The sequence below is a fragment of the Neorhizobium sp. LMR1-1-1.1 genome, assembly GCF_040675795.1.
Classification (GTDB): Bacteria; Pseudomonadota; Alphaproteobacteria; order Rhizobiales; family Rhizobiaceae; genus Neorhizobium; species Neorhizobium cellulosilyticum.
The window spans coordinates 47776-72418 of the sequence record NZ_JBEGHE010000022.1; the positions used below are offsets into that span (position 1 = coordinate 47776).

The window sequence follows — 24643 nt, forward strand, 5'->3', positions numbered from 1 at the left end:
ATACAGTGGGCAAGAGGCTACAGGTGAAGGTGCGGACGCGGACGAAGCCTTGACCATCGCGTTGAAAAAAATCTCCACAGCGCGGGGAAAGAATGAGTGCTTTGTCGTGGCCGCCAATCGGGGTGGTTACCCCGACAGTGGCCACACAATTGAAATGACCTGCAGAATGGACGGAAGCGTTGAAGTCGAGACGATCTTAGTTCTGGACCTCGGACGCCACTATCGAGGCGCGATCGAGACCGTACGAGTGATTGCAAACTTAGAGCACGGCTTTGCTGGTCGGACGAAGCACGCAATCGAGGAGGTGAGCATATATGCGATTGGAGCCGCCAAGTATCTGATGAGGATGTCTGGGAAGAAAATCGATACTCGCGGGGATCTAGGGCGAGCCTTGAATGGAACGCCTTGGAAGAAGCTCATAGATGTCGAGAACCTTCTATTAAAGCGCTCAGGTTGAAAAGGGTGACCAGTATCGTCAAACAGCCAGCTTCGGCCGGCTTCGATGCTCGGCCGGAGGGAACCCGAACTTCGAACGGAATGCGCGGCTGAATGCGGCCTCAGACTCATAACCGGAGGCGAAAGCAACTTTCTTGATCGGCAGATTGGTATGGTTGAGCATGTCGAAAGCCAGGGTGAGACGCCAGTCGAGCAAATAACGAAGTGGTGGCTCTCCAACCAGCTTCGTAAAGCGATCGGAAAAGCTCGATCGTGACATGCCTGCGAGTGCGGCCAGATCCGCAACGGCCCAGGCTCTGGTGGGCTCACGATGGAGAGCTGCGACCGCCCGGCTTATTCTTTCGTCTCCGAGTGCCCCGACCCACCCATCACTGCCGACGCTTTGTGCCCAAGTCCTTATGCAACGGATGACAAGGATATCGATCACTCTCGATATCATCAGCGAGAAACCGGGCTCCGGACTTCTGGTTTCCAGCACGAGAAATTGCGCCACATCCTTGATCAAAACCGATGAACTGTCCATCGATGGCGTGATGTGGATCACATCAGGCAACAGTTCGAGGAGTGGGGAAGCTACTCCGGCATTGTCGAAGTGAAAACTTGCATTGATTAGCTCGATTGGCTCCAGGTGATCGACAGCTGATATGCGGTATTTGATGCCTCCGCGTGGAAACAAGACAATCTCACCCGCTGTCGCGGTGAATGGGTCACTCTGATCCAACGAAAAAAGAGCAGTCCCTTCCGTGACGACGTGGATCGTCGGCGCGGAGGGCCAGGGAAGGTCATTCTCATCCACAAACGACAGGCCGGCCCAGACTGCACCTCCACGTAGCTGCACGATGCGCAGCACATCCGACAGGAGGTCCGCCTTTTTGCCATGTCTGGACGATGGATCAAGTGATCCGTTTTCTGGGCTATATCCGGACACGGTATCGGTTCCTACTGTTTCATCGTGCAGTCGGCCATTCAGTCCGACGCATCGCAGTCGCAGATACATCTGCAAAATAAACAGATACGGGAAGGAATACCGATGTTAAAGATGCTGCTCTCCGGCGTCGCTGCTATTCTTGCGGCCTCAACAACCAGTTCAACTGCACTCGCAGACGGCGTAACCAAAAACATTGTCTTGGTTCACGGCGCTTTCGTTGATGAGACGAGCTGGCGACCTGTTGCAGATATCCTTGGCAAAGACGGATACCATGTCACACTCGTAGAAAACCCTCTCACGTCGCTTGAGGCCGATGTCGAAGCGACAAAACGGGCAATCGACGCACAGCGTGGGCCGGTCGTTCTCGTCGGCCATTCGTGGGGAGGAGTGGTCATAACCCAGGCAGGGAACGATCCGAAGATAAAGGCCCTGGTTTATGTTTCCGCGTTCGCACCAGACAAAGGAGAATCCGTAGCGGCTCTCGGCAAAGCCGGAACGCAAACTGATGGCGTTAAGAGCATTCGCCCGAACGCAGATGGGTATCTATCCATCGATCCGCAAGCTTTCCCGCGGGTCGTGGCTGCTGATCTCCCAAGCGATGTTGCCAAGACATTGGCCGCGAACCAGTTGCCCTTGAATCACACCGCGTTTGAGGCAGCGGTGACCGCCGCCGCCTGGCATTCAAAGCCAAATTTCTACGTCATAAGTGCGCGGGACAAGCTCATCGACCCAAAGGATCAAGAATTCTTCGCGTCAAGAATCAAGGCATCAACGACGAAAGTCGATGGAAGCCACGCTTCGCTCGTGACTCACGCTAAAGACGTGGCCCGTGTTATCGAAAGAGCCGCCACCTCGAGCGGAAAGTGACCACGTAGCACGCGTGATTTGACCCTCCGTTGACATGTAAGCAGGAATAAGTGGATATACACATGTTCCTGCTTACGCTACCTCATGGCGTTGCCCCGCCAGATAGGGCGGTCAGTAGGGATTGAGAATTCGCCAGTACTTCGATCTCCCGGTTCGAAAACATAATCCTCCAGGAAATACGAGATCATGCCCCTCAAATATAACGATAGTCTTGGTCGCCCCAGAATCGCTGTCACAGGCGTTGGCGTCTTGACTTCGCTAGGCTGCGGTCTCGAAGACAACTGGGCAGCGCTCTGCAATGGAGTATCAGGTATATCAGAGGTCACGCGATTTCGTACGGATTATCTAAAGACGCGGATTGCCGGTACCGTCGATTTTCTTCGCCTGCCCGCCGAAAATGCGGTTGAGCGCTCACATGCCTTCGCCAAGGAGACGGCTATCGAGGCTCTCGGTCAAGCCGGATTAGAGGGAGATTTCACTGGCCCGCTATTTTTGGCGTCACCTCCGATAGAGCCAGAATGGCCAGCACGCTTTGCCCTTGCGGATCAATCTGACATGGATGTTGAATTTGCCAACGCCTATGACCGCCTTCTCTCAGTGGTACGTAAACATCCCGACCATAAATTTCATGAATCCGTTCAATTCGGTACCATTTCTGAGCGCCTTGCAAATAGATTTGGTACCCGTGGACTGCCGGTGACGTTATCGACCGCATGTGCATCAGGAGTGACCGCGATCCAGATGGGGGTGGAGGCTATCCGCCAGGGTCGAACAGACCGTGCACTTTGTGTCGCTACCGACGGCTCTGTTAGTGCGGAAGCTTTGGTACGGTTTTCGCTTCTTTCTGCACTATCCACCCAGAACGAACATCCCGACCAAGCGTCGAAACCGTTCAGCCAAGACCGAGACGGCTTCGTTATGGCTGAAGGTGCCGCAACCCTAGTCCTTGAGTCCCTTAAAAGCGCGTCCGCGAGAGGCGCAAGGATTCTAGGCTTCGTCAGTGGCTGTGCGGAGAGAACTGACCCCTTCCATCGAACTCGTTCGTCACCTGACGGTCTTCCAGCGATACAGACGGTTCAAGCAGCACTAGCGGATGCAGGCCTACAGCCATCGGACGTTGACTACGTGAACGCTCACGGGACCTCGACCCCCGAGAACGACAAAATGGAGTTCAATGCAATGGCGGCTGTTTTTGGCGACCGGCTTCCGGCCATCCCATGCTCATCAAACAAGTCAATGATCGGCCATACGATCTCGGCTGCGGGTGCCATCGAGGCCATTTTCTCTTTGCAAAGCATCCGCGACGGTGTCGTTCCCCCCACCATAAATTACAACACGCCAGACCCGGCGATACCGCTTGATGTCGTGGCGAATAGACGACGTGATGCAGTGCTGACGCACGTCGTATCGAACTCCTTCGGCTTCGGTGGCCAGAATGCAAGCTTGGTGCTTTCTGCCGCCCTTTGATCATCGTGCTAACAGCTTTGACCGAGATGAGAAGGTCGGATAGGAAACGAGCAAGGCCGATTTGGAGAGGTTCCCATGATCGACAAAGATGGTGGCAAATACTCACCAAAAACTATGGACTTGTGTTATTCGCTTGCCGCCCGGCAATTTACCCGTTTCATCGCACGGATTTATCAAAAGCACCTTCAGGTGACTGGAATTTCTGCGGGCGACTTCGCTATCCTTGAGTTCTTGGCAGCGGGAACACCCCTGACGATAAATCAGTTGGGTGAGGCTCTATTTATGGAACGCACGTCACTCTTGCGAATCCTTCGCCCGCTTCAAGAGAGCGGTTTTGTGGAAACTGTCCGGGATCCCCAAGAAATGCGGCGCAACTCCTTCAGTCTAACGACAATAGGCATGGAAAAGCTCTTGGAGGCTCGCCCATTCTGGGAAGCAGCGCAGGCGGAAGTAGAGGGCGCGATTGGTCAACGTGAGGCACGGCGGCTTCGCGAGGGCCTGACCAAGGCTTTGCCAATGGCATACTGATACCATAGACTGAATTGGTCACTCGTTGTGCGGACCTCAATCTAATGTTACGTTTTCACTATGGCACACGAGCATCCAGTTTCAGCAACCACCAGACGCGGCCCCTCCGAGCACGCTATTCGCGATCAAATTGTTACAGCCGCAAACGACTATTTCAGTCACTTCGGATACGGCAAGACGACAATGAACGACCTGGCGAAGTCCATCGGCTTCTCCAAAGCGTACATTTACAAATTCTTCGATTCCAAACAGTCCATCGGCGAGGCGATATGCTCGCAGCAGTTGGCGAAAATCTCCACAGCTGCGGAAGAGGCAATCTCAAGTAACCGGCTTGCTTCACATAAGCTTCGCTCATATTTCCAGACAATCATTGAAAAGAATGTTGAGTTGTTTTTCGTCGACCGCCAACTCTACGACATCGCAACCCATTCGACCTCCGAGAACTGGCCCTCGTCCGTGGCACATGCTCAACGCCTCGAGCAGGTTCTCGAGAGCATAATCATCGGCGGTCGCGAGAGTGGGGAGTTCGAGAAGAAGACCCCAATAGACGAAACCTGTCGCGCAATTGTTCAAGCGATGCAGCCGTTCTTCCACCCTGCGATGTTGGAGCATAATCTCGCCGCTGTCCCTAATGGATCAAATGAGGTCATCAGTCTGATTCTAAGAAGCCTCGCCCCATAGTGACCAGTTGACAATTTGGTCACTGGTCATATGATTGACGCTTTCTTTGAGGGCGTCAATCTATGAGTCTTGTCCGAACTACCTTCCTCACTGGGCTTCTCCTTTCGTCGGCCGTTGGACTGCAGGCATGCGACAAGGGCGAAACGGCCCAATCCGATCCGCGCTTGCAGCCACCCCTAGTTCGGTCTGCATTTGTCAGTGATCCTGAGAGATCAGAGCGAACTTTCACAGGGACGGTGACAGCGAGGGTCCAGAGTGACCTTGGGTTCCGCGTCACAGGGAAGGTCACGCAGCGCCTCGTCGACACTGGCGAGAACGTTAGAAAAGGCCAGCTTTTATTCAAGATCGATAACACGGATTACGATCTGGCAATTGACGCAGAACGCGCGTCAGTGGAGGCGGCCAGGGCGGAGGTCGTCCAGACTTCAGACGACGAACGCCGATTCAAGAACCTGGTCGCAACTGGCGCAGTATCCGAGACGAATTATAGCAGGGCGAAAGCAGCCGCAGATGTCGCCCTTGCGAAGCTCAATGCCGCTGAAGCCCAAGTCAGGGTTACGGAGAACACGGCCAGCTACTCCGAGCTTGTCGCAGACTCTGACGGAACGGTGCTCGAAACACTCGTTGAGCCGGGCCAAGTCGTAGCTGCCGGGCAAGCAGTGGTCAGATTGGCCCATGCCGGCCCACGAGAAGCCTCAATCGACCTGCCAGAGACATTTCTGCCGTTGGTCGGATCGACAGCCCATGCTGTAGTGTTCAACAGCGATGACCGGGGCGATGCAACTTTGCGTCAGCTCGCAAATTCTGCCGACCCATCCACCAGGACCTTCGAGGCGCGTTATGTCCTGGATGGCGCCGCTGCATCAGCACCTATTGGATCAACTATCAACATTACAATTCCGGAGCCGGCTACGCTGCCCTTCGTTCGCGTTCCGCTATCCGCCATTTTTGACGCAGGAAAAGGCCCAGGCGTCTGGCTTATTGCCAATGACGACACAGTGCATTTCACCACCGTCCATGTTGCCTCCCTTGATGCTGAGAGTGCGGCTATTTCCGAGGGTTTGCAGAAAGGCAATCGCTTTGTCGCCCTTGGTGCTCATCTTCTTCGTGAGGATCAAAAGGTTCGCGTTGCGCAGGGAGATCTCCAGTGAGCTTCAATCTCTCCTCCTTGGCCGTCCGCGAGCGTGCAATCTCGCTCTTCCTAATCATCGTGATAACCGCCTCCGGCGGCTTCGCGTTCCTTAAGCTCGGTCGAGCCGAGGATCCGAGTTTCACAATCAAGGTGTTGACGGTCATCACAGCTTGGCCTGGCGCGACTGCGCAGGAAATGCAGGACCAAGTGGCGGAACCAATTGAGAAGCGGCTGCAAGAACTGAAGTGGTATGATCGCGCCGAGACGTTCACCCGTCCTGGTCTGGCCTTCACTACGCTGACTTTGCGTGACAACACGCCGCCATCGGAAGTAGCTGAACAGTTTTATCAGGCTCGAAAAAAAATGGGGGACGAGGACTCCAAGCTGCCCCAAGGTGTCGCCGGGCCTTTCGTGAACGACGAGTATTCTGACGTGACCTTCGCCCTGTATGCTCTAAAGGCGAAGAATGAGCCTCCGCGCGTTCTGGCACGAGAGGCCGAGACACTCAGGCAAAGGTTACTTCACGTTCCTGGAGTGAAGAAAATCAACATAATTGGAGAGCGTCCAGAGAGGATCTTCATCGAGTTCTCGCACGACCGGCTTTCCACCCTTGGCGTGGTCCCGTCACAGATTTTTCAGGCTCTTGCAAATCAAAACCTCGTAACGCCAGCAGGCTCTATCCAGACCAACGGCCCCGAAGTTCAGGTGAGGGTGCAGGGAAGCTTTGACGATCTAGACGTTATCCGTAACACTCCGATCGTGTCTCAAGGGCGTATCCTCAAACTATCAGACGTGGCCGAGGTCAAACGCGGATACGAGGACCCGGCGACCTTTCTCATTCGGCATCAAGGTGAACCAACCTTAGAGCTTGGTGTTGTCATGCGAGACCGTTGGAATGGTCTTGAGTTAGGCGGAGCGCTCGAGAAAGAAGTTTCAGCGATTTCCGCCAACCTTCCGCTTGGCATGTCGCTGATCAAGATCACTGACCAGGCAGTAAACATCGCCGAGTCGATCGACGAATTCATGCTCAAATTTTTCGTGGCTTTAGGGGTTGTGATCTTCGTCAGTCTTGTGAGCCTTGGATGGCGCGTGGGCGTAGTCGTCGCAGCCGCAGTTCCGCTAACGCTTGCTGGCGTGTTCATCATTATGCAGGTGACCGGACGAGACTTCGATAGAATCACGCTGGGCGCTCTAATCCTAGCTCTTGGTCTCCTTGTCGATGACGCTATCATCGTTATCGAGACGATGGTCGTGAAGATGGAAGAGGGTTTTGACCGAATCAGAGCATCTGGAGAAGCCTGGATTCACACCGCCTCCCCTCGCCTCGCGGGCGCGCTCGTAACAGCGATCGGGCTTATGCCCGTCGGCTTTGCGCAGTCGAGTGCTGGAGAGTATGCCGGCAACATCTTCTGGATCGTATTTTTCGCCCTACTCACCTCTTGGTTGGTCGCAGGCGCCTTTACACCCTATCTAGGGGTAAAACTGCTCCCGGAAATCAAACCGATTGTCGGTGGCCATGCGGCGATCTACGGGACGCCAAACTACAACCGGCTAAGGAGGCTGATAAGCCAAGCCGTCCGTTTCAAGCTCATCGTTGTTTCGTCCGTGATCGGTGTATTCGTCACAGCGGTTGTCGGCATGGGCTTTTTGAAGCAGCAGTTCTTCCCGGTCTCTGACCGTCCCGAGGTGTTCGTCGAAGTCCAGATGCCATACGGCACTGCTATCGGTAAAACGACAATGGTCGTTGAACGGATTGAGAGCTGGCTGAAGGACCAATCTGAGGCGTTGATAGTCACCAGCTATATTGGGCAAGGCGCACCCCGGTTCTACCTTGCGATATCTCCCGAACTACCCGATCCGTCCTTCGCCAAGATTGTCGTTCTTACGAAAAATCCCGAAACCCGAGATATATTGAAGCGAAAGGTTCGTCAGGCCGCAGCTGAAGGACTGGCACCCGAAGCAAAGATCCGGGCTAATCAGATTACGTTCGGTCCCTATACTCAGTTTCCCGTCGCATTCAGAATATCTGGGCCAGACTTGTCTAAGGTCCGCGATATCGCTAGCCAAGTGAAGTCCGTCATGGACGCCAACCCCCACATGCGCCAAGTGAACCTCGACTGGGGCCAACAGGTTCCTTCAATCCATTTTGTCTTGGATCAAAACAGGCTCAGGGCGATTGGCCTGAGCTCGCACGATGTGTCGGAACAACTTCAGTTTTATCTCACGGGCGCCACAATAACTCAGGTGCGTGAGGATATTCGGACAGTTGATGTCGTCGCCCGTAGCTCCGGGAGCGAGCGGCTTGATCCGTCCAAAATTGGAAACTTCGTGCTGGTTGGAAGCTCGGGTCAAAAGATTCCATTGGAACAGATCGGACGTATGGAGGTCCAGATGGAAGAACCCATCATGCGTCGTCGTGATCGGATGCCCACGATGACTGTCCAAGGCGACGTTGCAGAAGATCAGCAGCCACCCGATGTTTCCGGGGAGATCCTCAAAAATCTAAAGGGGATAACTGAGCAGCTTCCTGCCGGATATCAGATTGCAACCGGAGGCTCGATCGAAGAGGCCGGTAAGGCAAATGCGGCACTTATTCCGGTTTTTCCGATCATGCTCACGTTGATGCTGACTGTGATTATCATACAGGTGCGTTCGTTCTCTCACATGTTCATGGTCATCCTGACCGCACCGCTCGCGTTGGTCGGCATGGTTCCCACGCTGCTGATTTTCGACCAACCCTTCGGCTTCAATGCGATACTGGGCTTCTTTGGCTTGGCAGGGATCATTATGCGCAACACTCTGATTCTCATCGGCCAGATCCACACCAACGAGCATGAGGGCCTGTCGCCGTTTGATGCTGTTGTTGAGGCGACCGTGCAACGCGCCCGACCCGTTATCCTTACAGCGCTCGCCGCAGTTCTGGCATTCATTCCCCTGACCTTCTCGGTTTTTTGGTCGTCACTCGCCTTTACACTAATCGGCGGCACGTTTGGCGGAACAGTTCTGACGCTGCTCGGGCTGCCAGCACTCTATGCTCTATGGTTCAAGATCCGGCCGCCAGTCGATCGTGGCGCGGCCAATGCTGGGGTGGAACACAGCTCAGCTACTCTCCCTAGATTTGAAGTCGTTAAGCGCTGACAGATGACGTCAGGCAGTCTCACTGACCTTCGCAATCCCCGAACCGCTCAAGTTGCTTTAGAGGAAAAGACGTAGTGACACCGCGCCTTTCACGATTTCTTGGATGGGCAGCTCCAACAGAAAATTCATCCGTCCACGGTCACGGAAGGGATTACTCAAACGCACCAGAGCATGACTTTGGTGTCGAGCGGGCAGGGCTGCGTGGCCGCGGTGAGTTGGATGCTCCGTACCTCGAAAGGATTCGTGATCTTCAACTTTCCGTCCTCGATGCATTTATCGTCGGGGTCACATTTGGGGGTATCATCGTGGCGGGAGCCGCGGCAGCAATAGAGAATAGAGGTGTGTCTATCGAGACGCCTCGCGTCTCATCCTTCGCATTAGGCCAAGCCAACGGATGTGCACATTGGCGAGACCCCGATGACGTCTCAAATCTTTGCAAGTGTCCTACCGACATTATCCGATACTTGCCGTGACAGAGCTGTCCGGCGAGGCAGCCTGCTAATTCGCCGGACAGAGTAAAGCTACCATAAAACTTCGAGGTTTAATTGATCGACATACCCGCTACCTATGATGCGATCGGATATATCTCCGATGGCAACGGTTTTCCGTTAACATCCTTCGCACGCCCGGTGCCACAACCGAAGGACAATGAGCTTCTCGTAAGAGTATTGTCCTCGTCCTTGAATCCTTTGGAATTCAAACTTGCTGACCTGAACTTCTTCGGCAATAAGCCGCCCGTCGCCCTCGGTTTCGACGTCGCCGGGGTCGTGATCGCCAAGGGGCGGAATGTGACAGATTTCGCAATTGGCGACAGCGTCGTTGGAATGGCGGACTGCGACGGCCATGGTGGTTGGGCGACAGGTGGCCAGGGCGGATATGCCGTCGTTAGAAGCTACCTTGCTGCCAAGAAGCCGGAGGCAATATCTTTTCAGGACGCTGGAGTCTTGCCTATCTGTTTCCTTGCTGCCTACCTTGGTCTCAAGCCACACGTAAAGGGTGGCGAGACAATCTACATTCCTGGCGGCGCTGGTGGTGTTGGCCACCTTGCTGTGCAGATGGCAGCGCGGACGTTGGGTGCAGGCCTCGTCGTCAGTAGTGCAAGCACCGACCATAATCGACAAACCGCAAGTGATTGCGGCGCTCACGCGGTCATCGACTACAAGTCGCCCGATGCATCAGACCAATTGGTGGACCTGACAAAGGGAGAGGGTTTCGATATTGCATTCGATGCTACCTATTCTGAGACGAGCTTCGAACAGACGGCCCATCTTGTGCGGCCTGGCGGACGATGGGTTGTCCTCGGCGTCGGTCCAGGTCGAACGACGCGTACGTCCGTCACAGAGAGTCGGGTCGACCAAATTCTTGCATCGAAGGGAGCGACGAACATCAATGCGAATGTTCTGAGCTTTTTCGGCGAAGGCAAACTCATCGATGGCGATGCTCAGGTTTTCCTAAGCACGGGGATGGAGGCATCAATGCGGTGGCATAGCGAAGGTGTCGTTCGTCCATTGATCGCTAAAGCCGTGAACGGATCCGTAGACGACATTAATAGTGGGCTTCAGTCACTACGAGAGGCATCCGGAGGTTACGGAAAAATTGCCGTTGCTCTCTCAAGCTCTGAGAGTAGTTACTGAACTTACTCGAGTAGCCATCGTGAAAAATAGGCCCCGGCTTTTGCCGGGGCCTATTTCTAGCCATTACGCGCGAGCGAATTCAAGAAGATCGCCGTTTAGCTTTTCCTTCTCGGTCAGGATGAGGCCATGCGAACCTCCATCATAGACCTTGAGGGTTGCGTTCTTGAGGTAGTTCATGACAATATTGCCAGAGATCTCGATCGGGACGATCTGGTCGTCGCTTCCATGAACAACAAGCGTCGGAACGGAGATTTTCTTGAGATCTGTCCGAAAGTCAGTCTCGGAAAAAGCGCCGAGAGCGTGGTAGGCGGCCATCATGCCGGTTGCCTGACCCTGTCGCCAGTATTCCTCACGGACTCCTTCGGAGACCTTGGCGTTTGGCCTGTTGAAATTGTAGTAGGGCATCGACACGTCACGGTTCCACTGTGAACGGTCCGACACGACAGCCGAGCGGAAGGTGTCAAAGAACTCCTTGGGGACACCATTCGGATTGTCTGCAGTCTTAAGCAGAAAAGGGGTGACTGCTGCGACCAGCGCCACCTTTTTCACCCGATCTTCGCCATGGCGCGCGAGATATCGGGCAACCTCTCCCCCGCCCATCGAGTGACCGACCAGTACGGCATCGCGGACATCCAGAGCGTCAAGGAGTGCTGCCAGATCGTCTGCGAAAGTATCGTAATCGTACCCGTCGGCAGGCTGGCTTGAACGTCCGAACCCACGACGATCGTGAGCGATGACACGGAAGCCGTGCTGGACCAGGAAAAACATCTGATTTTCCCATGCGTCAGACGAGAGCGGATACCCATGGCAAAAAACCACGGCAGGGCCAGTTCCCCAATCCTTGTAATAGATCTGGGTACCATCGTCTGTGGTGATGGTGGACGACGTCTTTGCCTTCACCTTGATTTTGGTATTGCCTTTGGAGGACGCGTTCGCCGATGCGGCGGTTGCGATCACCCCTGCACCCACCGCCATCGAAGCTGCACCTTTCAGAAGGTTGCGGCGCGAGGCAGCCATATTGTCGTGTTGAGTCATGATCAAATCTCTACGTTTAGGACGTGGGCAGTTGCTTCGGCAACCAAACCTCAGAAGCCAAGGCGAGTGGCGTCCTCTGCAAGGAAAGCTTGCCCGGACCGGTTCTTGACACTCGGCAGATCCGCCACACGGCCGCGCCAGCTGTTCAGATTTACAAGTTCGCTGCCGACATGCACGCCTGCCGCGTCGCCGAAGGCAAGCCCTGCAAAAAGGGTAATGTCCGCCATCGAGAACGTATCGCCAGCGACAAAAGCCGTCTTCGAGAGCACCCCATCGAAATAGCGAAATCCATTCTCGACGGCCAGACGATTTCGGTCGGCCCATTCTTTGCGGCCCGCCCATTCCGGGCTCTTGAATGCCTGCAAATCGGGACCCAGGCCCGGAGTGCCGTGGTGGAAGAAGATGCCCACGGGATCCAGAACGTAGGCCTCCGCGCGGCGCTGCATCATATGGATCAGAGCCTTTTCCTTAGGCGTGTTCCCGGTAAGGCGTGGTTTGCCATCAAGGTTGTCGAGATATTCGGTGATTGCAGTTGCTTCAGAAATGAAGGTGCCATCGTCGAGCTCAAGCACTGGGACCACACCTGATGGATTTAGTGCAAGAAAAGCTTCCTGCTTGTGTTCCGCTGTGATCAAATCGACGGGAACGAATTCGACTTCAGCGTCGAGCCCCTTCTCGGCAAGGACGATGCGAATGCGGGCCGGGTTCGGGAAGCCCGAACGATCATAGATTTTCATAACCGATCACTCCTTTTTATCTATCGGTAGATAGGCAATTAGCGTGCATATGCACCTATGTCAATTGCCTATCTATCGATAGATACATTCCAACTCTTGAGCGCGGCGATCAAATCATCTATCTATCGATCAATAGGGATTTTTGAGATGAGTGCAGATACCCGGTCCAACATTATGGAAGCTGCAAAAGCTGTCGTGCAGACACACGGATACAGCGCGATCAGTTTTCGCGAGATCGCGAAAGCAATCGGGGTGAAGAGCGCGAGCGTCCACTATCACTTCCCGACCAAGGGTGACCTGGGCGCGTCACTTGCAAGGCAGTATGCGGACGAAGCACTAGAGTTCCTAGATTCTCTGCCACTAGACCGCTCTTCGATCAAAACAACGGTCCGGTCGTACACGAACGCTTTCCGGGCCGCACTCGAGCGAGACAATAGGATGTGTTTGTGCGGGATCATGATCGCCGAATTTGATGAGCTGCCCGAAATCGTTCGCATAGAAGTCAAACGGTTTACGACCGTTAACATCGGTTGGCTGGAGAGGCTTCTTACAGCCAGCGGCTTCGATGGCTCGACAAAAGATCGGGAAAAGAGAGCCTTAGCAATATTTTCGGCGGTGGAAGGTGCCCAGTTAATCGCCCGCGGGCAGACCGACCTCGAAACTTTTGATGCCTCGATCGAAGCCTTTATCGAGGTCGGCCTACTGCCCACTTAGTCCCTATTGGTGTCTCTCGGCTATATCAATTTGCGAGCGAGTGAACGATCGGCCCTAAATTCTCGGCGATCGCCAACGCGGCCCCAAGGGGCTCAATCCGCACGCTGACGTGAGAGACAAGGCCTTTATCGTCCATTTCGATCACGACAATGGCCCTGAGGATGGTTCCACTCTGGAGGTCAGCCTCGTACTCTAGAAAGGTCCTGCGGGCCAGCCGAGATCCAGCATTTCGACCCCGATTTGGAAATGACGACGAGCGGCTGATCAGCTGGCACGGCTCCCTCTCCATGTCGATTATCCGGTCTGTTGGCGGAGTGGGGAAATAGACACAGACGACCCTTGGCATCACAGGCTCCTATTTCAAACTCAGCACACTCGCCTGCTTTCACGCGCATCAACTCGGCCAGCCATCGTGGGCGGCCGACGCCCGCGACTGGCAACTCCTCCGAAGGCAGCACGCTCACCCTCCATCGTGTCGTTGAAGCTGTCGGATTGCCGAAGTCCGACGCCTCCGTTTGCCGCCGCCACCTGCGGACAACGAGCCCCATGGTCCCGGTTTTCTCGGCAGCCAGCTGCAGCCGCCGGGATGCCACCATCGGCAATCGCACCAGCTCCCCGACCACTGCTGCCAGCCCACCAAAGGAAAGTCCCTCTTCCATGGAAGCCAGGACATCCTCCTCCTTGTCGCCTTCGCAGAAGATCACACGGTCAGGATGCAAGCCGGCCTGGGCAATAGCGGGGAAGAAGAGGTCAGGCCTCGTCAGGCACCAGAGCACTTTGCCTTTCGAGCGCGCGGCGATGCCGGCGGCGAACAATGCCGCTGCGGCTCCATCGACCGTGCCGGCTCCCCCGCCTGCAATCTCGTGAAGAGCGCCGTATGCTAGCCCGCCTCCCGGTAGATGCTCGTCCATCTCGCGAACGCCGAAGGGCAGCACAATGGCTTTCTTAGCCGCACTGCCCTCCAGGTGGGCGATGCGGTCTCTCAGCTCCTCGATGACCCGAGGATTATGGGCGCGCGACATCGTTCACGGACCTCCTCAGTTCGCGTTGCACGGGACTTCATGCCCCTCAAAATATGGAGGTTCTCTTTTTGTTCCGTTGCCAGGAAAGAGTCAAGCGGGCGTCCGGAGGATAAATTAGGGCCGGCTGAAACGCCGATAGACGAACCAGCTTCGTGAAGTCCGCAAGGATGAGCGGATTGAACGGCTGGAGAAGCTGGTCGCCGCTGCATCAAGTTCTCTCCCGGACGACCGCCCATCTTGTGGCCAACAAAGCCCACAATCTCAGCCATCCGCTCAGTTCGTCGCACATAGCTTCATCTGTTTGCGCAGGCTCTTGTCAAACGCGCTGGCGGGTACGAAGCGGCGCAGGAAATGCAGTTGTCGCGCCGCCTTGGTGGCGGGGTAGCGCAACTTAGGTGACTTGTCCCTTGCCGCCTTCACGACGGCTTCCGCAACAAGCTCCGGCGCATCGCCAGCCTTGATGGCGCTGTTCCACACGGCTTCCGTCGTCTTGCGGCCCGCGTCGTAGACGCTCGTCATGCGGTCGGGCTGCGTCGCGTTGTGGTCGAGCGCCGTGTTGGTAAAGGCAGGCTCCACCAAGAGAACCCTGATACCGAGCGATCTGACTTCGTGATCGAGAGACTCCGAGTAACCCTCGACGGCATGTTTCGTGGCGGTGTAGAGCGCGCTGAACGGGCTGGGGATAAAGCCGACCACGGAGCTGATGTTGATGATGCGCCCGCTGTGCTGCCTGCGCATGATAGGTAGGACCTCGTTGGTCGTCCGGACGACCCCGAAGACGTTAAGATCGAAGAGAGCCTGCGCCTGTTCGACGGAAGATTCCTCGGCACCACCGATGAGGGCACCGCCCGCGTTGTTGACGAAGACGTCGATGCGGCCCGCGCTGCTGACGACTTCGGCGACCATCGCAGCCACCGAAGCGCCGTCGGTCACGTCGCATTCGAGCATCGTGATCCCCGCGACCGTTCCCGTCCTCGCCTTCCGACTGGTTCCAAAGACCTGGTAGCCGGCGGACACCAGGGCCTTGGCCGTAGCAAGACCGATTCCCGATGCTGCGCCTGTGACGACGGCGACGCTACGATTGTTCGTGTTCATTTAAATTCCTTTCGTTCACCTGATGCAGGGCGGTGTTGATGGCGTGGGAGTTGCAAGCGGTCCCCGCGAGGTCGAAGTGTCATGGATTGGAGCGGTATCGTGCGGCGGGTTCGGAGTTGCTGAAGCCCGCGGCCAAGACACCACGCGCCTGCTCGAAGGCATCCCATGTGGCGACATCGGGCACGGGCGGGATCGTCACCAGTTCCTTCCGGTCAAACCCGATCAGCGCCGTGTCAACGAGGTCTTCCACTTCCATGACATTCTGGATACGGCTGATGTCTCCTCCCGCCCGCTCGAAAATTTCCGTACGGGTCGCGGCGGGCAGAACGGCCTGGACGTAAACGCCCTTGGGAGAGACCTCGGCGGCTAGGCTCTGTGACATGGTCAGGACATAGGACTTCGTGGCGGCGTAAATCCCATCGGAATGTTCTGGAAGAAGTGCTAGCACCGAGGCGATGTTGACGATCGACCCGCCGCCCCGCTCCACCATCCCTGCGATTGCCGCGGAAGCCAGTAGCGTCGGAGCGACGACGTTCAGGCGAAGCAGTGTTTCCATCGCCACAGGATCGGCCGACGTGAATCCGCCGAGCAGTCCCGCCCCGGCATTATTGACGAGAATGTCGATAGAGGGCTTTGCCTTCAGGCGCTCAGTGACCCTGCCGAGTTGTGTCGGGTCTGTGAGGTCGGCCGTGATGTTCTCGACGGCGATGCCATATTCACGGCGAAGTTGGGCCGCCAGCGTTTCGAGGCGATCGGTCGCGCGGGCGACGAGGACGAGGTCGTTTCCCCGAGCGGCTAGCCGTCTTGCATAGACAGAGCCGATCCCGCTGGACGCTCCGGTGATGAGTGCGATGGTCATAGGGGTTCCTTCCGGCGGTCGAATGACGGCCGATGATCGGTTTCAGGATGATACATGGGGTTTGCGGACTTAGCCGCGATGCTTGATGTGGAGCATCGGATGGTGCTCGTAGTGGCCAGCGGTTTTGTACGATCGGGTCAAGCGAGGTCAGCGCCTCGATATTCTCGTCGTCTTCAATCTGATAGAGCGAGACGCCGTAACCGCCGGCGGGGTCCATGACAGGCCCGTGCGCCACGATTTTCCCCTCCTCGAGAAGCCTGTCGAGATAAGCGCCGTGCTGACCCATGCAGGTCTTTTCGTCGGTCGTCATCGTTGCGAGGAAATCCTGGCGCGGGGGTATGTATTTACAGAGATAGAACTTCATCGTCGTCTTCCTGATGGGGTTCGGCATCGGCTTTTTTCGACGGCCAACAGAGATCTACGCTGGAATGTCGATGGACAAAGAGTTACTATCAATCTAAGAGTAGGTCACTACCGAAATGAGAGCGACATGAAAAATCTTTCGGACCAGCCATGCCTCATCGCCCGGAGCCTCGCCATCGTGGGCGATGCATGGAGCATGCTGATCATGCGCGACGCCCACGCCGGGTCCACGCGGTTCGACCAATTCCGCAAAAACCTCGGAATTGCGCCGACACCGCTGGCAACACGGCTGGCTACCATGACGGAAGAAGGACTTCTCGAGAAACGACGCTACTCGGAACGCCCTCCCCGCGACGAGTATTTACTCACCCCTGCCGGGCAGGACCTTCTCCCAGTCCTTTTCGCACTTGCGGCTTGGGGCGGAAAACATCGTGGCGGTGGCGAATTCACCCGTTTCTTCGATGAAGGCACAGGCATGGAAATCGATCCGATGATGATCGACAGAGCCACGGGCGCGCCTGTCGGGTCGCGTCCCATCAAGATCGTGATGCCTGGCTGAGTGCCTAGAACGAACACGATGCGCTTCCAGGCTTCGCCTACCCGGTCGGCTGGGTCCTAGCGGTGAGCTTGTTTCCCTCTGGATCCCGAAGATATGCCACGAATGCCCCGTTTGGACGCTCCGAAGGAGGGCTCTCGATTGCGGTGCCACCATGGGCGATTCCTGCGGCATGCCACGCTAGGACCTCAACTCGGCTGGCGGCTGCGATCCCGATAGTCCCACCGTTGGCAGCGGTGGCTGGCTTACCGTCAATCGGCTTCGTGATCATCAGCCGACCGCCTTCATGAAGGTAGATGAGCCTGCCTCTCTGATCCATCTCGCCGGGCTTTCCTCCCAACGCAGCAAACGTGGCATCATAGAAGCGTCTAGCCTGCTCGAGGTCGTTACTGCCAATCATGACGTGGGTGAACATGCTTTATCTCCAGTTAGAAACTGTGGGTCCCATCACTGATAACTTAACCGTAAGCGTGGGAGAGTCGCAAAATCCACGCGATGTCGTCGGTGGGTCTCGGAGGTAGCAGGCACCGAAGGCCCTTGTGTCTCGAATGGGTCTACTGAAAATTTCTCGGCTTCACTTTCAGCGTATCAATATGCAAGTCCTGCACGAACATGTCTCTAACCTTGTTTCCACAGACCGTCCGCGAACACTCGCTGAGGCCCGACGACGTATCGCGTAGGTCGGTTGAGATGGGACTGCGGGCAACTTGGTTTCTACGACCGGATGTGGCCCGGACAAAGCATTTTAGCCAGCCGCATGATCAGGCCTCTGCGGAGATTGACCTCGGTTGTCCAGGTCGAGATCACGCTCCAGTTCGCGGTGAGTCCTGCTCTTCAAGATAAGCACGTTCCAAGCGATCGATGGTTGATCTGCGGATGCGGCCGCTTGAACGAAGAAACGAAACCATAGCCTCGATATCGTCACTGCCATCCGGCATCACAGGACTTAGACCAGATTGCTTATACACCCAGTATCGTATCTCACGCTCCGCCGGTGGATAGAAAATGCCGAGGCGATACAGCCGGTCTTCTGTCTTTGCCCAACGCGGGGGAACGGCGGCATCGATTTCCAGGATGTTCAACGTGTGGCCATGCGTACCGTCCTGAATCTCCGGATGTCCGTAGAACCAGCAGTGCATCCAAGGTCCTTCGTCGGCTACGGCCCAGCCTTTGAGTAGCGGCGCCGCAGAAAGGCTCTCCTGATTAGGGCTGTCCTGGTCTCTTTCTAGGGAAGAGATATTGATCGTTAGCATGAAATCTCCGCCGCGAGGACAAGACTTGGATCATATCGTAGCGCTCCCTCGGACAACAGTCTTTGCTAACAAACTTAATTAAATGCGAACGATCGGGTAGCGGCGGGCCAGTCGTTGGCAGGTTCGTTGATCGTAAGCCCATCTTCCGTGGAATCGAGAAGTCGGCTTGCAATGGTCAGTCAGATACATCCTTATTCATTCTTATCTGTCGCAGCATATTCCGCCCTGCGATCAGGACTTCGACCGTGAAGGCGACGAGCGAACCCATCAAACACAGAAGAGACCCGAGCGCGATATGGTTCAACCCGACCAGACGGGGCTTGTCTGTAGACATCGGATCAATCCTTCTGTTCGCCGGGATACCGGCTGGCTTTCAGCAAGCCTGCCAGATGAACCGTGTTGCGTACCAACATATCGACCATGGTGGTGACGGCGTCAGGGACCGCTTCCAGGTCGACGAAATTCGTGCTCCCCATTGCCTCCCCAACCCAGTAGGCCACAGCGTTTGCCGGGATGGTGAAGCCGACATCGTTCAGCGCCTGATAGACGTCCGCGGAGACGTTGTGGGCGCCATCCTCGTTTCCGACGACCGCTACCGCCGCCACCCGGCCGTACGACACCATCCTCCCCTGATCATCTGTCTCCGAAAGAAATGCGTCCATCCGCTCAAGCGCACGCTTGGTGACGGACGAGGTCTGGCCCATCCAGATCGGCGTGCCGACGATCAGGATATCGGCCGCAAGCACTTTTTCGCGGATGGCCGGCCATGCATCAACCTTCCCTTCGTCCGAGGTAACGCCGGGCAAAATGTTGTGGTCGGCCAGTCGGATCAACTCGGTGTCGATGCCATGCTTCTTCAGTCCGTCGGCGATCAGCCCAAGCAGACGGTCGGTGGAAGAGGGGTCGCCACCAGATGATTTCAGCGTTCCGTTGAATGCGATTGCCTTGAGGGTCATGGTTCTCTCCGACTTGTGCCATCGGCTGAACCCCCAATTCGCGGCCAAGTTCCCTAAGTGCGAGGATCGATCGCCTTTCCCTGATGTGCCGAAGCTACCGGATAGCCGCTTCGATTTTCGCAGACAGACCGAGCTCGGAATATGGCTTGCTGAGGAACTGTGTCCCCTCTTCAAACCCCTCCGGCAGTTCCGCATAGCCGGTAGAGACAATGACGGCGAGTTCAGGCTTGATCAGTCGCGCCTCAAGCACCAGTTCGGCGCCCGACATTCCCGGCATGGAATGGTCAGTGATCAACAGGTCGATCTTCCTTCCATTCCCCAGGATTTCGAGGGCCTCCGCTCCCGAATGCGCTTCGATTGCCTCGTAACCCAGCGCCTCCACCATATCGACCGCGGTCAGCGCGATCAGAGGCTCGTCGTCGACGATCAGGATGCGTGTTGTCACCGGGCTCTCCATTCGTTTTCCGAAAGCACATTCCGTCCGATAATTTAGGACGCTTCCCGCTGATGTCACGACCTCTTTGAAGACGCTTGGAACATTCCGCTTGCGCCATCGGTTTTCCTGTTTCTGAAACCGGTCTGCAACCCGCCCGCGGTCATGCGATTTCAACCGCCGGATGACGAGCGCTGATGGCAAGTAGCGATCGGTAGTGCATAAAAAAAGGAAAAGCGATGACCACGTACCCGACGCCCCCGTTTGACACACCTCGTCAGCCAATGCCCGGCTCGACACATGCCATGTCGCCGCTCCCGGATCACGGCGAAGAAAGTTACAAGGGTTCAGGGCGCCTTGCCGGCAAGAAGGCAGTCATTACCGGTGGCGATAGCGGGATCGGCCGGGCCGTTGCCATCGCTTATGCGCGCGAAGGCGCCGATGTCCTCATCTCCTATCTGGACGAAGACGAAGATGCCGAGGAGACCAAGGCCTGGGTCGAGAAGGCTGGCCGCAGGGCGATCCTGGTCCCGGGTGATATCCAGTACGCGCCGCACTGCAAGGAAATCATCGATAGCGCCGTCTCGCAGCTTGGCGGGATCGATATCCTTGTCAACAATGCCGCCCATCAGGCGAGCTTCTCCGACATTGGCGATATCAGCGACGAGGAATGGGAGCTGACTTTCCGGACGAACATCCACGCGATGTTCTACCTGACGAAGGCGGCTGTTCCTCACATGAAGCCGGGTAGCGCGATCATCAATACCGCCTCGATCAATGCCGATAGCCCGAGCCCTCACCTACTCGCCTATGCGACCACCAAGGGCGCGATCCAGAACTTTACGGCAGGTCTTGCGCAGATGCTGGCCGAGAAAGGCATCCGTGCAAACGCTGTCGCGCCCGGCCCAATCTGGACGCCGCTCATTCCGTCGACCATGCCGGATGAGAATGTGAAGAACTTTGGCGAGCAGGTCCCGATGCAGAGGCCGGGCCAGCCGGCGGAGCTCGCAACATCTTATGTGATGCTCGCTGATCCGCTGTCGAGTTACGTGTCGGGCGCAACCATCGCCGTCACGGGCGGTAAGCCGATTCTTTGATCAGCGATCCAGCAACAGGAGGAGACCATGAGCAAACCGGAAGATGATGCAAAAGGCCAATACGCGCCGTCTCAAGCGGACCGGAAGGCAAGCGGCGTTCATAGTGCCAAGCCGACTGTCGTGACGGGATCCGAGGATGCGACCGTCAATCGGACACCGCCGGGCCAGAGAAACGAAAAAGACTTCGATCTGAACTACGATCCTGCCGACACCAGCGGCGCTGTTGAAAGCTCGCGATAGTTTCTGGTCCAGCTTTCGTAGCAGTATCCGCCCGACATCTCGCTGTCGGGCGGATAGATCACAAATTTCTCGCGACTATAGAGCGCTCGCCTGATCGCCGGCCTTCGATTTTGCTCCGCCGCGGGCCGGCTTTGCCGGTTTGCTTGTCGACACTTTCGTTTTAGGCGATACCCCTCTAGCATGGTCGGAAGACCACGTCTTCGGCAGGGTGTTCAATTGCGTCGCCTCCTCAGCTTCACGCTAATGCCGCTCATGCTGGCCATCCGGCCGGCCCTCGGCCTCCCAACGTGCGTAGGCCTGTCTGCTGATTTCCTCTTTATTCATCAGATCTCCTCCTGATTTTGGCTGGGGAATGTCTCCGCCGGACAGGTAAATTAGGGCATCCTTTCGTTACGCCAAGGATCGCTTTTGATCCCGCTTGCTCAGGCTCTCATCGCGGAACTTCATATGGTTTCGCAGTTATTTTTGCGTCTGATGACCTTAGGGAGATGTTCCATGCCCCGTGGCGACAAGTCCGCTTACACGGACAAGCAGAAACGAAAAGCTGAACAGATTGAAGAAGGCTATGAGGAGCGCGGCGTCCCGGAGAAGGAGGCCGAACGTCGCGCCTGGGCGACCGTGAACAAGGAGAGCGGTGGCGGCAACAAGTCCGACTCGGGTCGCGGTCATGCAGAAAGCCATGCCTCTTCGGAAAAAGGTGGCCGCAAAGGAGGCCAAGCGTCTGCTGCACGAACGAAGGAAGAGCGATCCGCTTCGGCGAAGAAAGCTGCTGCAACGCGCAAGCGCAACGAGCATCATGCGCATCATTGATAAAACAGGCGGCGCTGTTACACCTCGGCGTCCATTTGCCCAATCACAGCCCGAACGATGACACCAATGAAATTCTTCGACGAGCTGATGCCGATTACACGCACTTGGCCGGATATTGGCTTGCGGATCGCCGCCACTCTGGTTGCCGGCGTCCTTATCGGCATCAACCGCGAGCGTGGCGGTCATGCCGCAGGCCTCAGGACCACGGTATTGGTCGGGATGGCGGCGTGCATCTCGATGATTCAGGCCAATCTGCTCCTGTCGACAAGTCAGGCGGCGAATGGATCGATGGACGCCCTGAGATTGCCACTTGGCATTTTGACCGGCGTTGGCTTCATCGGCGGCGGTGCTATTCTGAGGCGCGGCGATGTCGCGACAGGCGTCACGACTGCAGCCACGCTGTGGCTCATGACGACCGTCGGTCTGTGTTTCGGGGGTGGGCAGGTGATCATCGGCGCCATCGCCTCGGTGATTGCTTTTGTTACGCTTTCTCCGATGAGGACGTTCGGTGTCTGGTTATCCAGCGAGCAGAAGGGTTCTATCGGCATAAAAGTCCCGTCGGGCGGCAAGTTGGATAGGATGACATCATACATAATGCTTTAGGTGATTGCGCCGCTCACCGCATCACTGTACGCTGCCTGAATTACTGCCATCTGTGAAGAACTGAAATTGTAGCTCATCTTAATTGCTGCGCCCCTCTACGCGAATGAGGTAGTTCAAAAATATTCTGGGCAAATATGAGCAAATCCGATGTGTTCGTTACAGAGCCTTTGGCTGTGCCCAAATAAATGACGGCAAGCAGTTGGCCCTCAATTCCCACTCTAAACGTGCATGATAGTCCTGCTTGCGGCGGCTCGCACCGCCCCTCCTCAGCCGTTTGTGAGGCAAATATCATCGGCTGTGTTTCCGAGGCAGGAGGTCTCGGGATGTCTTTTAGAGGAATTGGGAGTTTTGACGGTTTCACGATGAGAACTTCCGACATTCTGTAGCCTGCCGGCGGTTGGCAAATACTGGAGAGAATTACCCGCTCCTTACAGCCTCGACCCAAGGAATACCAAAATGCTCGCAACTTGTATCTGCGCGGATCACGCTTATTCAGCTTAAGGATCTGGTTCGCGGATGTTTCTGCCCTTGGATTTTTAGTCGGGTAGTTCCTCAAGGAGCCTGGCAAATCGGGTTCGTCAAACTCAGCCCCCATCCAGCCATCGACGCGTATGGACAGCTTCACACCATCAAGTTCAACCGCCATCATCGGCTCAGACGGGCTCAGCGCGTGGGCGACCGTTGGTGTCATTACTGTTTGGAGGAGAATGAACGCGCCGAGCACAGGAAGCATGGCGTTGCTCAGATTTGTAAATGCACGTCGAATCAAAGTATTAAGGTCCGGTTGAAATGAAACTTTCCGAGGAGGTTAGCTAGGTCCTGTTGACAAAGTCAGGTAGCCATATTTTGACTGCTGCGAAGGCAAGGAATGCCTCAAAGGATTTCCGTGTCTTGTCGTATCTGGTTGCGATCCGCCGAAACTGTTTGAGGCGATTGAACATTCGCTCAATACGGTTGCGGTCCCTGTAAGCTCTATAGTCACAGAAAGGCGGGGCCTTGCGGTTCGCTTTCGGCGGGATAACCGGCCGAATTCCGTTGATCAGTAACTCTTCTCGGATGGAATCCCCATCGTATCCTTTATCGGCGAGGAACAATCTCGGCTTGGCGACCGGCATCGCTAGTAGGCCGGGAACGGCATTGTAGTCGGACGTTTCGCCGCCGGTCAGGATGAAGCCAAGAGGGCGTCCCGGACCGTCTGCGCGGGCGTGGATTTTTGTCGTAAAGCCGCCGCGTGATCGACCAAAAGCCTCCTTATGAGTCCCCCTTTAGCGCCCGCTGCCTGCGAGTGGCCCCGAACCGTTGTGCTGTCGATCATGTGCTGCCAGTCATCAGTCAGACCCAGTTCGACAAGCGTTTCAAAGAGAGCATCCCACACGCCTTGTTCAGCCCAACGGCGGAAGCGCACATAGATGGAACAACACGCAATCGACGTCGGTACTTAAGCTGTTGGATCTAAACGTTGAAGACTTGAACTTCTCGCGATGGGACGCAATGGGGACGCACTCAAATTTTGGAAAAAATCGCGTCGATCGGAGCTACGTCCGAGAATAACATTGTAGTCGCTTCCAACTCTCCCGGCGAAATAGACGGATCTCGTGATGATATAATCACCGACAAATACGGTCGCGACACTTTTGTTTTTGCAGAGGGCTTTGGCCAGGACCTGATCACTGACTTCGTGGCAGCCGCTGGCACCGACGACGTCCTGCAGTTCGACGATAGTTTGTTTGCGACCTTCGAGGGCGTCCTTGCCGCTGCTGCGCAGACCGGCAATGACACGGTCATCTCGTTCGACGCAGCCAACACGATTACGCTGCAGAACGTGGTGAGGACAGACCTGCATCAGGACGATGTCCGGTTCGTTGCATAAGGGCAGGTCGTGGTGAAGCAAAACAGATCCACGCGAGGGCGACTGCGTAGCGGCAATCTAGGTGAGATTCAGCGTCAATCAGGATGAGACTCGCGCCGGGGTGTGACGGAGTGAGGGCGTAGCCCGATCGTAGTCATACCCCGGCGTGGCGCAGATTTTCGGCGTCTCA

General features: G+C 56.1%; 26 protein-coding genes and 3 pseudogenes. 15 read left to right on the plus strand and 14 right to left on the minus strand.

The annotated features are described in order from the left end of the window. Window positions 1–49: 49 nt before the first annotated feature. Window positions 50–457 (plus strand): hypothetical protein, encoded by a 408-nt coding sequence (locus tag MRBLMR1_RS12295; RefSeq protein ID WP_174011513.1) that lies wholly within the window; start codon window positions 50–52, stop codon window positions 455–457. A gap of 18 nt (window positions 458–475) precedes the next feature. Here the strand turns inward: MRBLMR1_RS12295 and MRBLMR1_RS12300 are convergent, their stop codons facing one another. After that, window positions 476–1453 (minus strand): cupin domain-containing protein, encoded by a 978-nt coding sequence (locus MRBLMR1_RS12300; RefSeq protein WP_500064838.1) that lies wholly within the window; start codon window positions 1451–1453, stop codon window positions 476–478. A 33-nt stretch (window positions 1454–1486) separates the two neighbouring features. Here MRBLMR1_RS12300 and MRBLMR1_RS12305 point away from each other — a divergent pair, with 33 nt between their 5' ends. The 7 genes from MRBLMR1_RS12305 (at window position 1487) to MRBLMR1_RS12335 (ending at window position 10831) form a co-directional block, all read left to right on the plus strand. Then, window positions 1487–2251 carry an alpha/beta fold hydrolase gene (locus MRBLMR1_RS12305; RefSeq protein ID WP_500064840.1) on the plus strand — a complete coding sequence of 255 codons (765 nt, stop codon included), beginning with the start codon at window positions 1487–1489 and terminating at the stop codon, window positions 2249–2251. 186 nt (window positions 2252–2437) lie between these two features. Then, the gene (locus MRBLMR1_RS12310) at window positions 2438–3718 is read left to right on the plus strand and encodes a beta-ketoacyl-ACP synthase (protein ID WP_183688418.1); all 1281 of its coding nucleotides are present in this window, start codon (window positions 2438–2440) and stop codon (window positions 3716–3718) included. A 75-nt stretch (window positions 3719–3793) separates the two neighbouring features. Then, complete coding sequence (locus MRBLMR1_RS12315; protein WP_183688420.1) at window positions 3794–4246, plus strand: MarR family winged helix-turn-helix transcriptional regulator; 453 nt, start codon at window positions 3794–3796, stop codon at window positions 4244–4246. 60 nt (window positions 4247–4306) lie between these two features. Then, on the plus strand, window positions 4307–4927 hold the full coding sequence (locus tag MRBLMR1_RS12320) for a TetR/AcrR family transcriptional regulator (RefSeq protein ID WP_500064843.1): 621 nt from the start codon (window positions 4307–4309) through the stop codon (window positions 4925–4927). 62 nt (window positions 4928–4989) lie between these two features. After that, a complete protein-coding gene (locus MRBLMR1_RS12325) occupies window positions 4990–6078 on the plus strand; it encodes an efflux RND transporter periplasmic adaptor subunit (RefSeq protein WP_500064845.1) in 1089 nt (362 codons plus the stop codon). After that, window positions 6075–9197: an efflux RND transporter permease subunit gene (locus tag MRBLMR1_RS12330; protein ID WP_183688424.1), complete on the plus strand. Its 3123-nt coding sequence runs from the start codon at window positions 6075–6077 to the stop codon at window positions 9195–9197. Before MRBLMR1_RS12325 ends, MRBLMR1_RS12330 begins: the two co-directional genes overlap by 4 nt. A gap of 545 nt (window positions 9198–9742) precedes the next feature. Continuing rightward, window positions 9743–10831, plus strand: a complete 1089-nt coding sequence (locus tag MRBLMR1_RS12335) for a quinone oxidoreductase family protein (protein ID WP_500064847.1) — start codon at window positions 9743–9745, stop codon at window positions 10829–10831. Window positions 10832–10894: 63 nt separating this feature from the next. Here the strand turns inward: MRBLMR1_RS12335 and MRBLMR1_RS12340 are convergent, their stop codons facing one another. Together MRBLMR1_RS12340 and MRBLMR1_RS12345 are read right to left on the minus strand one after the other, a co-directional pair. After that, window positions 10895–11866: an alpha/beta fold hydrolase gene (locus MRBLMR1_RS12340; protein ID WP_183688429.1), complete on the minus strand. Its 972-nt coding sequence runs from the start codon at window positions 11864–11866 to the stop codon at window positions 10895–10897. A gap of 50 nt (window positions 11867–11916) precedes the next feature. Then, window positions 11917–12603: a glutathione S-transferase gene (locus MRBLMR1_RS12345; RefSeq protein WP_183688430.1), complete on the minus strand. Its 687-nt coding sequence runs from the start codon at window positions 12601–12603 to the stop codon at window positions 11917–11919. Between the two features lie 147 nt (window positions 12604–12750). On the opposite strand from MRBLMR1_RS12345, the gene MRBLMR1_RS12350 reads away from it, so the two are divergent. Then, on the plus strand, window positions 12751–13317 hold the full coding sequence (locus tag MRBLMR1_RS12350) for a TetR/AcrR family transcriptional regulator (protein ID WP_500064853.1): 567 nt from the start codon (window positions 12751–12753) through the stop codon (window positions 13315–13317). A 179-nt stretch (window positions 13318–13496) separates the two neighbouring features. Here MRBLMR1_RS12350 and MRBLMR1_RS12355 read toward each other — a convergent pair whose 3' ends face one another. The 4 genes and pseudogenes from MRBLMR1_RS12355 to MRBLMR1_RS12370 all read right to left on the minus strand — a co-directional run. Continuing rightward, window positions 13497–14339, minus strand: coding sequence for an ImuA family protein (locus MRBLMR1_RS12355; protein WP_500064854.1), 843 nt, complete (start codon window positions 14337–14339; stop codon window positions 13497–13499). 273 nt (window positions 14340–14612) lie between these two features. After that, window positions 14613–15434, minus strand: a complete 822-nt coding sequence (locus MRBLMR1_RS12360; RefSeq protein WP_183688433.1) for an oxidoreductase — start codon at window positions 15432–15434, stop codon at window positions 14613–14615. A gap of 79 nt (window positions 15435–15513) precedes the next feature. Continuing rightward, window positions 15514–16293 (minus strand): SDR family NAD(P)-dependent oxidoreductase, encoded by a 780-nt coding sequence (locus tag MRBLMR1_RS12365; protein ID WP_183688435.1) that lies wholly within the window; start codon window positions 16291–16293, stop codon window positions 15514–15516. 181 nt (window positions 16294–16474) lie between these two features. Beyond that, a pseudogene (locus MRBLMR1_RS12370) lies at window positions 16475–16684 on the minus strand (YciI family protein); the annotation flags it as partial. A 99-nt stretch (window positions 16685–16783) separates the two neighbouring features. Here MRBLMR1_RS12370 and MRBLMR1_RS12375 point away from each other — a divergent pair. Continuing rightward, window positions 16784–17215: a winged helix-turn-helix transcriptional regulator gene (locus MRBLMR1_RS12375; protein WP_183688437.1), complete on the plus strand. Its 432-nt coding sequence runs from the start codon at window positions 16784–16786 to the stop codon at window positions 17213–17215. A 37-nt stretch (window positions 17216–17252) separates the two neighbouring features. On the opposite strand, the gene MRBLMR1_RS12380 is transcribed toward MRBLMR1_RS12375, so the two are convergent. The 4 genes from MRBLMR1_RS12380 to MRBLMR1_RS12395 form a co-directional block, all read right to left on the minus strand. After that, complete coding sequence (locus tag MRBLMR1_RS12380; RefSeq protein ID WP_183688439.1) at window positions 17253–17627, minus strand: VOC family protein; 375 nt, start codon at window positions 17625–17627, stop codon at window positions 17253–17255. A 388-nt stretch (window positions 17628–18015) separates the two neighbouring features. Next, window positions 18016–18465 carry a hypothetical protein gene (locus tag MRBLMR1_RS12385; protein WP_183688441.1) on the minus strand — a complete coding sequence of 150 codons (450 nt, stop codon included), beginning with the start codon at window positions 18463–18465 and terminating at the stop codon, window positions 18016–18018. 338 nt (window positions 18466–18803) lie between these two features. After that, window positions 18804–19421, minus strand: coding sequence for a flavodoxin family protein (locus tag MRBLMR1_RS12390; protein ID WP_500064858.1), 618 nt, complete (start codon window positions 19419–19421; stop codon window positions 18804–18806). A 94-nt stretch (window positions 19422–19515) separates the two neighbouring features. Next, window positions 19516–19866, minus strand: coding sequence for a response regulator (locus MRBLMR1_RS12395; RefSeq protein WP_500064859.1), 351 nt, complete (start codon window positions 19864–19866; stop codon window positions 19516–19518). A 227-nt stretch (window positions 19867–20093) separates the two neighbouring features. Here MRBLMR1_RS12395 and MRBLMR1_RS12400 point away from each other — a divergent pair, with 227 nt between their 5' ends. Continuing rightward, on the plus strand, window positions 20094–20951 hold the full coding sequence (locus MRBLMR1_RS12400) for an SDR family oxidoreductase (RefSeq protein ID WP_500064860.1): 858 nt from the start codon (window positions 20094–20096) through the stop codon (window positions 20949–20951). 27 nt (window positions 20952–20978) lie between these two features. Further along, window positions 20979–21191: a hypothetical protein gene (locus MRBLMR1_RS12405; RefSeq protein ID WP_500064862.1), complete on the plus strand. Its 213-nt coding sequence runs from the start codon at window positions 20979–20981 to the stop codon at window positions 21189–21191. 240 nt (window positions 21192–21431) lie between these two features. On the opposite strand, the gene MRBLMR1_RS12410 is transcribed toward MRBLMR1_RS12405, so the two are convergent. Next, complete coding sequence (locus tag MRBLMR1_RS12410; RefSeq protein ID WP_500064870.1) at window positions 21432–21515, minus strand: DUF2934 domain-containing protein; 84 nt, start codon at window positions 21513–21515, stop codon at window positions 21432–21434. A gap of 171 nt (window positions 21516–21686) precedes the next feature. On the opposite strand from MRBLMR1_RS12410, the gene MRBLMR1_RS12415 reads away from it, so the two are divergent. Together MRBLMR1_RS12415 and MRBLMR1_RS12420 are read left to right on the plus strand one after the other, a co-directional pair. Further along, on the plus strand, window positions 21687–22001 hold the full coding sequence (locus tag MRBLMR1_RS12415; protein WP_500064871.1) for a plasmid stabilization protein: 315 nt from the start codon (window positions 21687–21689) through the stop codon (window positions 21999–22001). Between the two features lie 66 nt (window positions 22002–22067). Continuing rightward, a pseudogene (locus MRBLMR1_RS12420) lies at window positions 22068–22550 on the plus strand (MgtC/SapB family protein); the annotation flags it as partial. 127 nt (window positions 22551–22677) lie between these two features. Here MRBLMR1_RS12420 and MRBLMR1_RS12425 read toward each other — a convergent pair. Together MRBLMR1_RS12425 and MRBLMR1_RS12430 are read right to left on the minus strand one after the other, a co-directional pair. Further along, complete coding sequence (locus MRBLMR1_RS12425) at window positions 22678–23337, minus strand: hypothetical protein (RefSeq protein ID WP_500064863.1); 660 nt, start codon at window positions 23335–23337, stop codon at window positions 22678–22680. 79 nt (window positions 23338–23416) lie between these two features. Further along, window positions 23417–24018, minus strand: a pseudogene (locus MRBLMR1_RS12430) (IS5 family transposase); the annotation flags it as partial. A 96-nt stretch (window positions 24019–24114) separates the two neighbouring features. On the opposite strand from MRBLMR1_RS12430, the gene MRBLMR1_RS12435 reads away from it, so the two are divergent. Next, window positions 24115–24474, plus strand: coding sequence for a hypothetical protein (locus MRBLMR1_RS12435; protein ID WP_500064865.1), 360 nt, complete (start codon window positions 24115–24117; stop codon window positions 24472–24474). Window positions 24475–24643 lie beyond the last annotated feature (169 nt).

Excerpts from the sequence above, each read along its gene's own strand:
- MRBLMR1_RS12345 (WP_183688430.1), bottom strand. The coding sequence starts at position 12,603 with ATGAAAATCTATGATCGTTCGGGCTTCCCGAACCCGGCCCGCATTCGC.
- MRBLMR1_RS12360 (WP_183688433.1), bottom strand. The coding sequence starts at position 15,434 with ATGAACACGAACAATCGTAGCGTCGCCGTCGTCACAGGCGCAGCATCG.
- MRBLMR1_RS12400 (WP_500064860.1), top strand. The coding sequence starts at position 20,094 with ATGACCACGTACCCGACGCCCCCGTTTGACACACCTCGTCAGCCAATG.
- MRBLMR1_RS12385 (WP_183688441.1), bottom strand. The coding sequence starts at position 18,465 with ATGCTAACGATCAATATCTCTTCCCTAGAAAGAGACCAGGACAGCCCT.
- MRBLMR1_RS12305 (WP_500064840.1), top strand. The coding sequence starts at position 1,487 with ATGTTAAAGATGCTGCTCTCCGGCGTCGCTGCTATTCTTGCGGCCTCA.
- MRBLMR1_RS12300 (WP_500064838.1), bottom strand. The coding sequence starts at position 1,453 with ATGTATCTGCGACTGCGATGCGTCGGACTGAATGGCCGACTGCACGAT.
- MRBLMR1_RS12320 (WP_500064843.1), top strand. The coding sequence starts at position 4,307 with ATGGCACACGAGCATCCAGTTTCAGCAACCACCAGACGCGGCCCCTCC.
- MRBLMR1_RS12340 (WP_183688429.1), bottom strand. The coding sequence starts at position 11,866 with ATGACTCAACACGACAATATGGCTGCCTCGCGCCGCAACCTTCTGAAA.
- MRBLMR1_RS12365 (WP_183688435.1), bottom strand. The coding sequence starts at position 16,293 with ATGACCATCGCACTCATCACCGGAGCGTCCAGCGGGATCGGCTCTGTC.
- MRBLMR1_RS12310 (WP_183688418.1), top strand. The coding sequence starts at position 2,438 with ATGCCCCTCAAATATAACGATAGTCTTGGTCGCCCCAGAATCGCTGTC.
- MRBLMR1_RS12375 (WP_183688437.1), top strand. The coding sequence starts at position 16,784 with ATGAAAAATCTTTCGGACCAGCCATGCCTCATCGCCCGGAGCCTCGCC.
- MRBLMR1_RS12380 (WP_183688439.1), bottom strand. The coding sequence starts at position 17,627 with ATGTTCACCCACGTCATGATTGGCAGTAACGACCTCGAGCAGGCTAGA.
- MRBLMR1_RS12390 (WP_500064858.1), bottom strand. The coding sequence starts at position 19,421 with ATGACCCTCAAGGCAATCGCATTCAACGGAACGCTGAAATCATCTGGT.
- MRBLMR1_RS12350 (WP_500064853.1), top strand. The coding sequence starts at position 12,751 with ATGAGTGCAGATACCCGGTCCAACATTATGGAAGCTGCAAAAGCTGTC.
- MRBLMR1_RS12315 (WP_183688420.1), top strand. The coding sequence starts at position 3,794 with ATGATCGACAAAGATGGTGGCAAATACTCACCAAAAACTATGGACTTG.
- MRBLMR1_RS12405 (WP_500064862.1), top strand. The coding sequence starts at position 20,979 with ATGAGCAAACCGGAAGATGATGCAAAAGGCCAATACGCGCCGTCTCAA.
- MRBLMR1_RS12325 (WP_500064845.1), top strand. The coding sequence starts at position 4,990 with ATGAGTCTTGTCCGAACTACCTTCCTCACTGGGCTTCTCCTTTCGTCG.
- MRBLMR1_RS12425 (WP_500064863.1), bottom strand. The coding sequence starts at position 23,337 with ATGCTTCCTGTGCTCGGCGCGTTCATTCTCCTCCAAACAGTAATGACA.
- MRBLMR1_RS12355 (WP_500064854.1), bottom strand. The coding sequence starts at position 14,339 with ATGTCGCGCGCCCATAATCCTCGGGTCATCGAGGAGCTGAGAGACCGC.
- MRBLMR1_RS12415 (WP_500064871.1), top strand. The coding sequence starts at position 21,687 with ATGCCCCGTGGCGACAAGTCCGCTTACACGGACAAGCAGAAACGAAAA.
- MRBLMR1_RS12410 (WP_500064870.1), bottom strand. The coding sequence starts at position 21,515 with ATGAATAAAGAGGAAATCAGCAGACAGGCCTACGCACGTTGGGAGGCC.